Below are 13,255 nucleotides of genomic sequence, written 5' to 3' on the forward strand. Positions count from 1 at the left end.
CGGTCTAGAAGAAGCCGAGCTTGTTTTCGCTGTAGCTGACCAGCAGGTTTTTGGTCTGCTGGTAGTGGTCCAACATCATGGCGTGGTTCTCGCGTCCGATGCCGGAGGACTTGTAGCCGCCGAACGCGGCACCGGCAGGGTAGGCGTGGTAGTTGTTGACCCAGACACGGCCGGCCTGGATTTCGCGGCCCGCCCGGTATGCGACGTTGCCGTTGCGGGACCAGACGCCGGCGCCGAGTCCGTAAAGGGTGTCGTTGGCGATGCCCATGGCGTCGTTGTAGTCGCTGAAACGGGTCACGGACACCACAGGGCCGAAGATTTCCTCCTGGAAGATGCGCATCCGGTTATGGCCCTCAAAGATCGTCGGCTGGACGTAGTAGCCGCCGGCCAGGTCCCCTTCGAGCTGGGCGCGGGCTCCACCGGTGAGTACCTTGGCACCCTCCTGCTTTCCGATGTCGATGTAGGAAAGAATCTTCTCCAGCTGGTCGTTCGAGGCCTGCGCTCCGATCTGGGTTTCGGTGTCCAGCGGGTTGCCCTGGATGATCTTCTCGGTCCGGGCCAGGGCGTCGGCCATGAAGGAGTCATAGATGTCTTCCTGGACCAGGGCGCGGGACGGGCAGGTGCAGACTTCGCCCTGGTTGAAGGCGAACAATGCGAAGCCTTCCAGTGCCTTGTCGTAGAACGCATCGTTGGACTGGGCGACGTCGTTGAAGAAGATGTTCGGGCTCTTGCCGCCGAGTTCCAGCGTCACGGGGATCAGGTTGTTGGAGGCGTACTGGCTGATCAGGCGGCCGGTGGTTGTCTCGCCGGTAAAGGCGATCTTGCGGATCCGCGGGCTGGAGGCCAGCGGCTTCCCCGCCTCGACGCCGAAGCCGTTGACCACGTTGACCACGCCGGCCGGCAGCAGGTCGCTGATCAGTTCCATCAGCACCAGAATGGACGTCGGCGTCTGTTCCGCGGGCTTGAGGACGACGGCGTTGCCTGCCGCGAGCGCCGGGGCCAGCTTCCAGACGGCCATCAGGATGGGGAAGTTCCACGGGATGATCTGGCCGACGACGCCCAGCGGCTCGTGGAAGTGGTACGCGGTGGTGTCGTCGTCGAGCTGCGACAGCCGGCCCTCCTGGGCGCGCACGGCGGAGGCGAAGTAGCGGAAGTGGTCGGCGGCCAACGGGATGTCCGCGTTGAGGGTCTCGCGGACCGGCTTGCCGTTGTCCCAGGTTTCAGCGACGGCGAGCAGTTCGACGTTCTCGTCGATGCGGTCGGCGATCTTGTTCAGGATCGCCGCGCGCTCTGCAACGGAGGTCTTGCCCCAGGAAGGGGCCACCTTATGCGCGGCGTCGAGGGCGAGTTCGATGTCCTCGGCGGTTCCGCGGGCCACCTCGCAGAAGGGTTTGCCGGTCACCGGCGTGATGTTCTCGAAGTACTGGCCCTTCACGGGTGCAACCCACTCGCCACCGATCCAGTTCTCGTAGCGGTCCTGGAACGTGACCTTCGAACCTTCGGTGCCGGGCTGTGCGTAAACGGTCATTGCTAGCTCCTTTGCTGTGCAACACGGTGGCGATATGTCATGGGGATCGCCGATGCATCGAGCCTAGGAGCGGGCAGGTTGCAGCGAGGTTGCAACCCTGTCCTCACCTGCCCCCTAACCTCCCCACCCGCCCCCTAACCTCGCAAGCTCGGCCAGGAAACCCGGCAGTCGTGGGCCCAGCTCGGTCAGGGAACCCGGCAGGCGTGGGCCCAAAGTCGGACGTTAGCCGAGTTCGGCTTCCAGCCGCTCCAGATCGGCGACGACGGCGGCCCGCTTGGGTGAGCGCGGCGGCAGGAGCTTCAGGGCGGCGCGGCGGACGTCGACGTCGTCCGCCGCCTCCGGCAGTTCCGCATAGGTGAGCAGCGACTCCGCGCTGCCGTCCGTCAGGACGGCCTCCCGCAGCAGCGCTGACACGCGGTTCCGGAGCTCGACGACGCCGGGCGCCTCCGACCGGGGCAGGACAGCACCGCGGTAGATGTCGAGGGCGATCCGGTGGGCGCCGCGCTGCAGGCAGGTGAGAACCTGGCTGCTGTCCGGCAGGAGATCCAGCGCCAGCCTGTACGGCCGCGATTCCGGCACTGCGGCGGGGTTTAGCTGCTGCAGGACCTTCCGGAGGCGCACCATCTCGGCCCGCAAGGTGATCGTGGACCCGTCCCCCGGATACAAAAGGACGCTCAGTTCCTCGGCACTGAGCCCGTCCGGACGGGCGCTGAGCAGGGCCAGGATCTCGCTGTGCCGGGCGGACAGCACCACGCTGCGGCCCTCGACGCTGAGCAGTGCCTGGTCTCGGCCCAGCAGCTGCAGGCTGTTGCGGTACAGGCTGCCTTCGCGCGCAGGACCGCCGCCTGCCCCGGCACCCGCGTGCCGCCGTCGTGCCTTAACGCGTTCCTGGGCGGCCGCGAGCTGCAGGCGTTCCACGCGCAACTGGGCCTGGGCGGCCGCCACGGTGGCCTCCACGAGGGAGAGCGTGTGCGGCGCGACGGCCGCCTCGGTGCCCGTGATGTCCACGACCCCCAGCAGCGCGCCGGAATCGGGGTCCTGGAACGGCACCGCTGTGCAGCTCCAGGGGTGGACTGATCGTTTGTAGTGCTCGGCGCCGGAAATTTGGATGCCGCGGCCTAGGGCGAGCGCCGTTCCGGGGGCGCTGGTCCCCACTGTCGCCTCCGACCAGTCGGCGCCGGGAACGAACATCATGCCCTCGGCCCGGCTGCGCGCGCCGGCATCGCCCTCCACCCAGAGAAGGCGACCCACTTCGTCGCCGACGGCAACCAGCAGGCCGCTGTCATGGCTGGGCCGGATGAGGAGCTTCTGGATGACGGGCATGATGGCGGCCAGGGGGTGTTGGCGGCGGTACTCGTCAAGCTCGTCCGCAGCAATGGCCAGCGGGGCTTCGGGGTGATCTGGGTTGGCCCGCAGCTTGGCCGACCGCTGCCAGGATTCACGGATGAGGCGGCGCAGCCCTGGGATTTCTTCGGCATCGGGGAACGCGTCGCTCTGCGCGTGGCTGTCCAGGAGTTCATGGCCGGCCAGGGCGCGGCGCTGCAGCAGCACCGGATCCTCCGTTCCGGGTGCCGCCAGTTGGATCAGGTTCTTCATCGAACTCCCACTCGCCCAAACGCTTGCCCGCGACAGTCTAGTTCAACCGCGCGACGCTCGGCTCAGGCGCGGGAGATCTGGATCATCTCCTCGCGCGGCACCACCTTGATGCGTTCTCGCACGACGCCGTCGGACGCGACGGATTCCGTCCAGGATGCGCCGAGGGCAGCCTCGTGGGCGTTCAGCTTGTTCCAGCCCTCCCACGTGGTGTACTCGATGCCGCGCTCCTCGAGCAGGTCGATGATCGCCTGCGGGTCCGGGTTCTGCGCCGGCGGAAGGGTGAGCCGGTCCTCGAGGAGGAAGCCAATGGTCTCCAGGGCGTCGCCCTTGGTGTGCCCGATCAGGCCGACCGGGCCCCGCTTGATCCAGCCGGTGGTGTAGATGCCGGGGACGGGGTTCCCATCGGCGTCGAGGACTCGCCCGCCCTCATTGGGGATGACCCCGCGCTTGGCGTCGTATTCCAGTTCGTCCAGCGCGGAGCCGTGGTACCCGATGGCGCGGTAGACGGCCTGCACCGGGTAGTCGATGAACTCCCCCGTGCCCTTGACGTTGCCGGTGCCGTCCAGCTGCATTCGCTCGAACTTGATGCCGGCAACCTTGCCCTGCCCGCCGTCGTCGCTATCGCTCCCATAGATCTCGACCGGGCTGTGCAGGAAGTGCAGGTGCAGACGGCGCGAAGACGGCTGCTCGGCCTCTGCGTGCTCCTCGACGAGCCAGTTGGTCATGGTGTTGACCATGGTCTTGGTCTGGTTGTTGCTCCGGATCGCGTCGTCGGAGGCCTCGTCGAATTCGAAGTCCTCCGGGTACAGCACAATGTCGACGTCGCGGGCGTGGCTGAGTTCGCGCAGCTCCAGCGGGGTGAACTTCACCTGGGCGGGGCCACGGCGGCCGAAGACGTGGACGTCTGTCACCGGCGAATTCTTCAGGCCCTGGTAGACGTTGTCCGGGATCTCGGTGACCAGCAGTTCGTCGGCATGCTTCACCAGCATTCGGGCTACGTCCAGAGCCACGTTGCCGTTGCCGATCACGGCGATTTCCTTGGCATCCAGCGGCCAGTCCCGCGGAACGTCGGGGTGGCCGTCGTACCAGGACACGAAATCGGCGGCACCGAAGGAGCCCTCGAGATCAATGCCGGGGATGTCCATATCGGCGTCCTTGATGGCGCCGGTGGAGAAGATGACGGCGTCGTAGAAGGCGCGGAAGTCGTGCAGGGTCAGGTCCCGGCCGTAGGTGACGTTGCCCAGGAACCGGATGTCTCCGCGGTCCAGGACTTTGTGCAGGGCGTTGACGATGCCCTTGATGCGCGGGTGGTCCGGGGCCACGCCGTAGCGGATCAGGCCGTATGGTGCCGGGTAGGCCTCGAAGAGGTCGATGCTCACCTCAAAGTCGCCGTCCTTGACCTCGTTGGACTTGGTCAGGATGTCCGCGGCATAGACGCCTGCGGGCCCTGCGCCGACGATCGCGACGCGGAGCGGGCGCTTGGCCGTGGATTCAGCTGTGTTGGACACCGTAAGCCCTTCCGGAACGGGAGACCGCGCCCCATCGGCGCGCAGTTTTCAATTCTAATTGTCCGCCCGGCCCCCGCCCGCATCAGCCGCTCTTGCGCAGGTCCACCACGTCGCCCTCGCGGTACAGCAATGCCCGCAGCTCCGACTCCGCCGAGGCCAGGCGCTTGGGGTCTATGGTCTCCCCGGCTGCGAAGTGGTCCAGCAGGCGGGGGTCCACGTAGCTCTTGCGGGCGATCGACGGCGTGTTGCCCAGCACCGCTGCCGCCTCCATCATGGCGACGCTGATGGCACGCTTCCGCTTCCCCTCCGTTTTCTGCGGGCCGCTCTGGGCCAGGCTGACGGCGGCCGCGACGGTGCCGCGCAGGGTGCGGAAGTCCTTTGCGGTGAAGTCGTCGCCAGTGCGTTCCTTGACGTAGCCGTTGATGTCGGCGCTGGTCACGGGGTGCCACGTCCTGCCGTTCTTGTAGGCCAGCAGCCGCGCGTTGCCGCCACGCCGTTTGAGCGCCTGGGCGAGAGGCGCCAGGTCCGGGTCATCGATGCGGGACTCCCAGGTTTTGCCGCTCTTGGCCGGGAAACTGAGGTGCAGGCATTCCTTGCGGACACGGACGTGGGCGCAGAGCAGCGTGGCGAGCCCGTGGCTGCCGTTTTCGTTCGTGTACCGCTCTGACCCCACCCGCAGGGAGCCGCTGTCCAGCAGCCTGAAGGCGGCGGCCAAAACCCGCTCGCGGGTGAAGCCGTCGGACCTCAGATCCAGGGTGACCAGCCGGCGGGCGGTGGGCAACGACTCGGCGAGCTGGAGCGCGCGGTCGAATTTCAAGCGGTCCTTCCGCTCGCGCCACTCCGGATGGTAGATGTACTGCCGGCGGCCCACGGCATCCAGCCCCGTGGCCTGGATATGCCCGTTCTCGAAGGGCGCTATCCACACGTCCGTCCAGGCGGGCGGAATGCCGATGCTTTCCAGCCGGTCCCGGACCGGACCGGGCGGCAGCGTGGAGCCGTCCAGGTCCCTGTAACTGAACCCGGCGCCGGCCCGCACCCTCCGGTAACCGTGGCCGGAGGCGTTGCTGTGGCGGAGCCTCATCGGACCGGTGCCCTGCGGTGAGTCGTACTCATAATGGCAAGCCTACTGACTAATTCGTTTCCGTAGGCAGCTTTTGGCTCGGCTCAGGCGGAATACCGCTCCTTAGGATGGTGTTATGGGACTTGTGCCTAACCCCGACGGATCCGTCTCCTCCGCTGTTCCGACTGCCCCAACACCCGGCGCCGCGCCCCCGGGCGCGAGCGGCTCCGGCATGACCGGCTCCGGTAAGGCCGGGTCAGCCGGTTTGCCCGGCGCACCGAAGCTGCCCGGCGCACCCAAGTTGCCCGGCGCACCCAAGGCGGTGGACAAGGAGACGACGGCGGGAATCCTGTTCGGCATCGGCGCCTACGGCCTGTGGGGGCTGCTTCCGCTGTATTTCTACGTTCTGCAGCCCGCCGGTGCGGTGGAAATCGTGGCCAACCGGGTGGTTTGGTCCCTGATTTTCTGCGCCCTCCTGATCACGGTGACAAGGGCGTGGCGCGTCCTGGGGGCTGCCCTGCGGAACCGCGCCATCCTCGGAACCTTGGCGCTTGCCGCCGGCCTCATCGCGGTGAACTGGCTGACGTACACCTACGGAGTCACCACCGGGCAGGCGGTTGAGGCCTCACTTGGCTACTTCATCAACCCGCTCGTTTCCGTCCTCCTCGGCGTCTTCGTCCTTAAGGAAACGCTCCGGCCCCTGCAGTGGGCCGCCGTCGGAATCGGTTTCATCGCCGTCGGGGTGCTGACCGTGTCCTACGGAAAACTGCCGTGGATCGCCCTGACCCTGGCCGTCAGCTTCGGCCTGTACGGCTTCGTGAAGAAGCGGGTGGGTCCGCGTGCCGACGCCGTCACCAGCCTCACGGTGGAGACCATCGTCCTCACTCCCCTGGCCGCGGCCACCATGATTTTCCTCGCGGCGAGCGGCAGTGCCTCGCTGACCACCCACGGACCGGGGCACTTCTGGCTGCTCCTGGCGTCCGGCGTCATCACGGCCGTGCCGCTGGTGTTCTTCGGCGCCTCCGCCCGCCGGCTGCCCATGACCACCATCGGGCTGCTGCAGTACTTCGCGCCGGTGCTGCAGTTCATCGTTGCCCTGGTGGTGTTCCGGGAGGCCATGACGCTGGACCGCTGGATCGGCTTCGGCGTCGTGTGGCTCGCCCTGCTGGTGCTCACGGCGGACATGCTGGCCGCCACGCGGAAGAGCTCAGCGGCCAAGCGCCTCGCCCGCAGGGAAGCGCGAACGGACAGTTAAGGCCCCGGGCAAGGGGCCACAACTGTCCGTTCGCGCTCGGAAGGGCTGCACCGGTCAGGGGGCCGAGTCCTCCCGGTCGTAGTCGCGCGGAACAACCACCATGGGAACCGGCAGGGCCCGCAGCACCTTGTTGGCCGTGCTGCCCAGGAACATGCGGTTCTTCCCGGCCAGGCGTGAGGAGCCCACGATGAGGATCTCGCCGTCGTCCCATTCGAGTCCGTCGATGGCTTCCTCGATGGTGCGGCCGTGGGCCACGGCGACGCCGACCTCGTGACCGGCGGGTACCTTCCCCGACGCGGCCGTCAGGACGGTGTTCGCGTGGATGTGCGCGGCGTTGATGGCCTCCCCTGCGTCACCGGCGGCGTCGAGCTCCACCAGTGACACCAAGCGAAGCGGCACACCGCGCCGCCTGGCCGCCCTGATGGCGGTCTCGATTGCGGTCTCGGCCCCGGCACGTTGCCCCACGGCCAGCGTCAGGCGGGTAACGGGTGCCGTCCGCTGGTAGCCGCGCGGCGCGAGTGCCACCGGGACCGTTGAGGCGTGCAGCAGCGCGTTGGCCACGCTGCCCACGGTGTGCCGCTTGAACAGGCCTGCGCTGGCGGCGCCCACGGCGATGAGTCCGGCCTCGAACTCCACCGCCGCGTCGATGAGTCCCCCGGCGAAGGAATCCGCCTCCCGCACATGGAATCTTGCGGGCAACCCCTGCGGCACGAGGGCCAGGCCCTGCCGTTCTGCGGTCAGCACCTCCTGCTCCGCGGCGCTGACCCGGCTGCCCTCCGGGTTGAGTGCCACGTACGGCGTGCCCGGCTTCACCACGTAGACCAGATCCAGTTCGGCGCCCTGGGCCAGGGCCAGTGACGTGGCCAGGGCGACGGCGTCCGCGCCGCGCTCGGTGGGTGTGTAGCCGACTACGTATCGCATGCGAAACCCCTCTTTGGGTAGTGCAGACCGGCGCCCGGATCGCGGCGGTGCCCACCGGCCTGCGGCGTGAAGTGCAGTGGTGAGGATGACTCTACCGCGGCGCCCGTGCCGGTGGGCGGCAACGCAACGGGAGTTCGACGGCGGCGAGAACGACGGCGGGCCGGGCACCTTTCGGTACCCGGCCCGCCGTCGTCGTCCGTCCCCGCGCGCGAACTGGCAGCTAATGCCCTGTTGCGAGGACTTAGGGGGCATTACCTGCCAGTTCGCGCTAAAGGAAGGAGGGAACTATGCGTTGGCCTTGATGGCCGCGGCGAGGACCTCCAGGCCGTCCAGCAGCAGCTCGTCGCTGATCACCAGCGGCGGCAGCAGGCGGATGACGTTGCCGTAGGTTCCGCAGGTCAGGATGATGACGCCTTCCTTGAGGCAGGCGGCGGCAACGGCCTTGGTGAGCTCCGGGTTGGGCTCCTTCGAACCGGCCTGGACCAGCTCGATGGCCAGCATGGCGCCGCGGCCACGAATGTCGCCGATCACGGAAACTTCTTCGGCGAGCTCGCGCAGCTTGCCGAAGGACAGGTCCTCGATGTGCTTGGCGCGGGCGTTGAGGTCGTACTCCTGCATGGAGCCGATGGAGGCCAGTGCGGCGGCGCAGGCCACCGGGTTGCCGCCGTAGGTGCCCCCGAGGCCGCCCGGGTGGACGGCGTCGAGCAGGTCGGCCCGGCCGGTGATGGCGGAAAGCGGCATGCCGCCGGCAATGCCCTTGGCCATGGTGATGATGTCCGGAACGATGCCCTCGTGGTCCACCGCGAACCATTCACCGGTGCGGCAGAAACCGGACTGGACCTCGTCGGCGATGAAGACGATGCCCTTTTCCTTGGCCCAGGCGGACAAAGCCGGCAGGAAGCCTTCGGCCGGGACGATGAAGCCGCCCTCACCCTGGATCGGCTCGATGATGATCGCGGCCACCTGGTCGCCGCCGATCTGCTTCTCGATCGCCGTGATGGCGCGCTTGGCGGCCTCGGCACCGGTGATCTCCGGGTTCTCCTCGCGGAACGGGTAGCTCATGGGCATGCGGTAGACCTCGGGCGCGAACGGGCCGAAGTTGGTCTTGTACGGCATGGCCTTCGCGGTCAGCGCCATGGTCAGGTTGGTGCGGCCGTGGTAGGCGTGGTCAAAGGCGACGACGGCATCCCGGCCGGTGGCCAGGCGCGCCACCTTGATGGCGTTTTCCACGGCTTCGGCGCCGGAGTTGAAGAGGACGGTGCGCTTCTCGTGGCTGCCCGGGGTGAGCTTGTTCAGCTGCTCGGCAACCGCGACGTAGCCCTCGTACGGGGTGACCATGAAGCAGGTGTGGGTGAAGTGCTCCACGGCCTCCTTGACGGCACCGACGACGGCGGGATCGGACGCGCCGACGCTGGTCACCGCGATGCCCGAGCCGAGGTCGATGAAGGAGTTGCCATCGACGTCATGGATGATGCCGCCGTCGGCGTCTGCGACGTAAACGGGAACGCTGGAGGCGACGCCGGCGGCGACCACTGCCTTGCGGCGTTCGGTCAGGGCCACGGACTTGGGGCCCGGGAAGTCGGCCTGGACGCGGCGCTTCTGCTCGAGGCGGTAAGTGATTTCTGATGCTGTTGCGGTCATCGTGTTTCTTTCTTTACTGAATGAGGGCCGGTCAGGCGTCGAGGGCGGACATGACGTGCTTGATCCGCGTGTAGTCCTCGACGCCGTACATGGAGAGGTCCTTGCCGTAACCGGACTGCTTGAAGCCGCCGTGGGGCATTTCGGCGGTGAGGAGAATGTGCGTGTTGATCCAAACCGCACCGAAGTCCAGATCGCGGCTGAGCCGCATGGCCGTGCCGTGGTCGCTGGTCCAGACGCTGGAGGCCAGGGCGTATTCGACGTCGTTGGCCAGTTCGACGGCTTCGGCCTCCGTGCTGAACTTCTGGACCGTGATGACCGGGCCGAAGGTTTCCTTCTGTACGATGTCGTCCGTCTGCTTGGCGCCGGTGATGATGGTGGGCTCGAAGAAGAACCCCTTCTCGCCGGCGCGGTGGCCGCCGGTTTCGATCCGGCAGTGCACCGGCAGCGAATCGACGACGGAGCTGACCGCCTTGAAGTGGTTGACGTTGTTCAGCGGACCGAAGTAGTTGTCCTCGTCGTTCTGGGAGCCGGTGTGCAGGGTCTTGGTGTGCTCCACCATGGCGGCCACGACGTCGTCGTGCACTGAGTCCTCCACCAGTACACGGGTGATGGCCGTGCAGTCCTGGCCTGCGTTGAAGAACGCGAACTCGGCGATGGCCGCGGCGCTCTTCTTGATGTCGGCGTCCTTGAAGACAATGGCCGGGGCCTTGCCGCCGAGCTCCAGGTGGGCGCGCTTGAGGCCCTTCGCGGCGCCCGAGGCGACGGCGATGCCGGCACGCACGGATCCGGTGATGGACACCAGGCCCGGGACCTTGTGCTCCACCATCAGCGCGCCGGTTTCCCCGGTGCCGAGGATGACGTTCAGGACGCCAGCGGGCAGGATGTCCGCGGCCAGCCGCGCCAAGACCAGGGTGGACTCGGGCGTCGTGTCGGACGGCTTCAGGACCACCGTGTTACCGGCTGCGAGCGCGGGGCCGATCTTCCAGATGGCCATCAGGAACGGGTAGTTCCACGGCGCCACCTGGGCCACGACGCCGATCGGCTCGCGGCGGACGAAGGAGGTGTGGCCCTCAAAGTACTCGCCGGCGGACTTGCCTTCGAGGATGCGAGCGGCGCCGGCGAAGAAGCGGAGCTGATCGGCGCCGGCGGCGACTTCCTCTGACGCGATCAGGGAACGGACCTGCCCGGTGTTGCGGTGCTGCGCGTCGACGAGCTCGTCGCTGTTGGCCTCGATGGCGTCGGCGAGCTTGAGCAGCATGAGCTGCCGCTGCCCGGGGGTCACGTGCTTCCAGGACTTGAAGGCGTCCTTGGCGGCGGCCATGGCGGCGTCGACGTCGGCCTCCACGGAAACGGGCGACTTGGCCACGACGTCGCCGGTCACGGGGTTCACGATGTCGATCAGGCCCGTGCCCGCAGGCGTGACGAACTCTCCGTTGATGAAGTTCTGCAAGGTTTGAACCACGGTGTACAACCTCTTTCGTCCTGAATAGTGTGATGCGGCTGACTCGAGCCTATTCCAGCCCGATACCGGGGGGAATAGCCACCTGCACACCGTCGAAGCGGCGCTTTAGTGCGATCGGCCAGCCTCCGGCTACCCTTGATCCATGGCAATTTCCCTCGCGGCGCTGCTGGCCGTGCAGTCTCTGGGACTCAAGAAATCCAGCCTCGCGGAGACCACCTCGCACCAGGACATCCGCTGGGTGGCGGTCACCGAACTGGAGGACCCGCAGCGCTTCCTCAACGGCGGCGAGCTGGTGCTGACCACCGGGCTGCGGATGAAAAGCGCGCCCGAACAGCGCCGCTTTGTCCGCCAGGTCCAGCGCGCCGGCGCCGTCGGGATCGGGTTCGGCGTGGGGCTCTCGCACGACGCCGTTCCCCCGGCGCTGGTCGCCGAGGCGAACCGCTGGGGACTGCCCGTGGTCGAAGTGCCGTATGGCACCCCGTTTATTGCCATCAGCAAGCTGGTGGCGGACGCACAGTCGGCGGACCACTACTCCAAGCTTGAGCGGCTCATCGCCGGGCACCAGATCCTTGCCCGCGCGCTGCTCACCGGCGGCGGGCTGGCTGAGCTCCTGCGCCACCTAGGCGGCATGCTCCGCACCGAGATCGCACTGACGCAGTTCACCGCCCAGCTGTACAACAGCGCCAGTGAGCCGCCGTCCGCGGACTCCTGGACCACGTACCCCATTCCCACCGGACGCCGCGATGCCTGCACGCTGTGGGTGAAGCAGCCGTTCGAGGATTCCGGCATCATCGGCTACGCGCAGAACCTCATCAGCGTGGAGCTCAACAACATGGTCAAGCAACGCCAGGCCGAGCGGGCGCTCTGCGGGCAGGTGCTCGAGGACGTGATCCACGGGACCCTGGACCCCAGCGAGGCACAGCGCCGTCTCGCCGGGACGGGCATCAACAGCACGCGCAAGAATGTGGTGATTCTGGCCGGCTCTGAGGCGCACCACAAGCAACTGGTCAGCTCCTCGCTGCCGCAGGCGTTGGAGACGGCGGTGACCGCCGTCGTCGGAAAGGATCTTGTCACCGTGGTGCCCGACGACGGACGCGGCGCCACGGTCATGGCCAGGAGCCTCAGCGACCACCTTGCCGAGGCCGGGATCCACGCCACCATCGGGATCGGCGGCGCCTACACCAAGCCGAACGGCCTGCGGTGGAGCTACTTCGAGGCGCGCGACGCAGCCAGCCACGGGCTGCCGGTGAATGAACCCGAGCGGCTCAGCCTGACCTCCCTGCTCCTGGCGAGCGAGGACGTGCCGCTGGCGGACATGGCCAACGAGTCGCTGGATCCGCTCCGGAGCTTCGATGCCGCCCATGGCGCCGAGCTGATGGCCACGCTGGAGAGCTACCTGAACAGCAACGGCTCCGTTGCCGCCGTCGCCGAGGCCCTCACCCTCCACCGCAACACGGTCCGCTACCGGCTGGCGCAGATCACCGAACTCACCGGGTACGACCCCTCCGTCACCGCGGACCGGGTCCAGCTGTGGCTGGCCCTGGCGGTTGCCAGGCTCGGGGCGCGGCACGCCGGCTGAGCGGGGTGCCTTGGCCGCGGGGTCAGCGGGCGTAGTTGTCCAGCCGGCGTGCGAGTTCAACCGGGTTGCTCAGGGCGACCAGGTGTCCGCCGGGGATTTCGTCAATTCCCAGGCCCAGCCGGGTCCGGACCACCCGCCGCTGGAACTCCACGGGAAAGAACCGGTCATCGCGCCCAACCAGGACCCTGGTGGGCACGTCAGGCCAGCGTTCGATCTCGCAGGGCTGCCCGAACGGCGTCCCGGACGGGCCTCGTTGCTCGCCGGCGCCCGCGGCGATCACCTCCGGGGGAACGTCGTGCAGAAAGTGCACGCGTTCATCAAAGTCACCCCTGCGCCCGTTCAGCCTGTCATTGACTTCCAGTGCCTGTGGCTGATCGGTGGCCTCCCACCACTCTCCGGGTGTCTCACCCGGCAGAGGCACCATCGGATTCAGCAGGACGATGAGGTCCACCGGCACCCGGGCAGCGGCAACCGGGACCGTGAAGGCGCCCAGGGACTGGCCCACGAGAACCACGTTGCGGTGTTCACCAATCGCCGCGACGACGGTGTCGGCGTAGTCCGGCAGCCCCAAGCGTGGGTCGTCCTCGCGGATATCCACGGCAATGGCCTGGTGCCCCAGCCGTTCCAGCTCCGGCACCAGCCGGTGCCAGTACCAGCCCACTCCTCCGGCGCCCGGGACAAGAACGAAGGTGGTCACGTGGCCTC

10 protein-coding genes are annotated in these 13,255 nt (G+C 67.6%); 2 read left to right on the forward strand and 8 right to left on the reverse strand.

What is annotated here, in order from left to right; translation table 11 throughout:
• Positions 1 to 4: 4 nt before the first annotated feature.
• The 4 genes from exaC to ACTHQX_RS07715 form a co-directional block, all read right to left on the reverse strand.
• A complete protein-coding gene (exaC, locus tag ACTHQX_RS07700; RefSeq protein ID WP_440156491.1) occupies positions 5 to 1,528 on the reverse strand; it encodes an acetaldehyde dehydrogenase ExaC in 1,524 nt (507 codons plus the stop codon).
• Positions 1,529 to 1,750: 222 nt separating this feature from the next.
• Positions 1,751 to 3,124 (reverse strand): GAF domain-containing protein, encoded by a 1,374-nt coding sequence (locus ACTHQX_RS07705; RefSeq protein WP_440156489.1) that lies wholly within the window; start codon positions 3,122 to 3,124, stop codon positions 1,751 to 1,753.
• Between the two features lie 62 nt (positions 3,125 to 3,186).
• Complete coding sequence (locus tag ACTHQX_RS07710) at positions 3,187 to 4,632, reverse strand: FAD-dependent oxidoreductase (protein WP_440156488.1); 1,446 nt, start codon at positions 4,630 to 4,632, stop codon at positions 3,187 to 3,189.
• Positions 4,633 to 4,714: 82 nt separating this feature from the next.
• Complete coding sequence (locus tag ACTHQX_RS07715; RefSeq protein ID WP_440156487.1) at positions 4,715 to 5,713, reverse strand: DNA topoisomerase IB; 999 nt, start codon at positions 5,711 to 5,713, stop codon at positions 4,715 to 4,717.
• A 115-nt stretch (positions 5,714 to 5,828) separates the two neighbouring features.
• On the opposite strand from ACTHQX_RS07715, the gene rarD reads away from it, so the two are divergent.
• Positions 5,829 to 6,947: an EamA family transporter RarD gene (gene rarD, locus ACTHQX_RS07720; protein WP_440156485.1), complete on the forward strand. Its 1,119-nt coding sequence runs from the start codon at positions 5,829 to 5,831 to the stop codon at positions 6,945 to 6,947.
• Positions 6,948 to 7,001: 54 nt separating this feature from the next.
• On the opposite strand, the gene ACTHQX_RS07725 is transcribed toward rarD, so the two are convergent.
• The 3 genes from ACTHQX_RS07725 to ACTHQX_RS07735 all read right to left on the reverse strand — a co-directional run bounded on the left by ACTHQX_RS07725 (position 7,002) and on the right by ACTHQX_RS07735 (position 10,971).
• Positions 7,002 to 7,868 (reverse strand): universal stress protein, encoded by an 867-nt coding sequence (locus tag ACTHQX_RS07725; RefSeq protein ID WP_440156483.1) that lies wholly within the window; start codon positions 7,866 to 7,868, stop codon positions 7,002 to 7,004.
• Positions 7,869 to 8,153: 285 nt separating this feature from the next.
• Positions 8,154 to 9,509 carry a 4-aminobutyrate--2-oxoglutarate transaminase gene (gene gabT, locus ACTHQX_RS07730; protein WP_236804650.1) on the reverse strand — a complete coding sequence of 452 codons (1,356 nt, stop codon included), beginning with the start codon at positions 9,507 to 9,509 and terminating at the stop codon, positions 8,154 to 8,156.
• A 31-nt stretch (positions 9,510 to 9,540) separates the two neighbouring features.
• Positions 9,541 to 10,971 carry an aminobutyraldehyde dehydrogenase gene (locus tag ACTHQX_RS07735; RefSeq protein ID WP_236804651.1) on the reverse strand — a complete coding sequence of 477 codons (1,431 nt, stop codon included), beginning with the start codon at positions 10,969 to 10,971 and terminating at the stop codon, positions 9,541 to 9,543.
• Between the two features lie 142 nt (positions 10,972 to 11,113).
• Between ACTHQX_RS07735 and ACTHQX_RS07740 the strand changes: the two genes are divergently transcribed.
• A complete protein-coding gene (locus tag ACTHQX_RS07740; protein ID WP_236804652.1) occupies positions 11,114 to 12,550 on the forward strand; it encodes a PucR family transcriptional regulator in 1,437 nt (478 codons plus the stop codon).
• Between the two features lie 22 nt (positions 12,551 to 12,572).
• Here the strand turns inward: ACTHQX_RS07740 and ACTHQX_RS07745 are convergent, their stop codons facing one another.
• Positions 12,573 to 13,247 carry an alpha/beta fold hydrolase gene (locus tag ACTHQX_RS07745; protein ID WP_440156481.1) on the reverse strand — a complete coding sequence of 225 codons (675 nt, stop codon included), beginning with the start codon at positions 13,245 to 13,247 and terminating at the stop codon, positions 12,573 to 12,575.
• Positions 13,248 to 13,255: the final 8 nt, after the last annotated feature.

This window comes from Arthrobacter sp. SAFR-023 (genome assembly GCF_051965295.1).
In the GTDB taxonomy this organism is placed as follows: Bacteria; Actinomycetota; Actinomycetes; order Actinomycetales; family Micrococcaceae; genus Arthrobacter.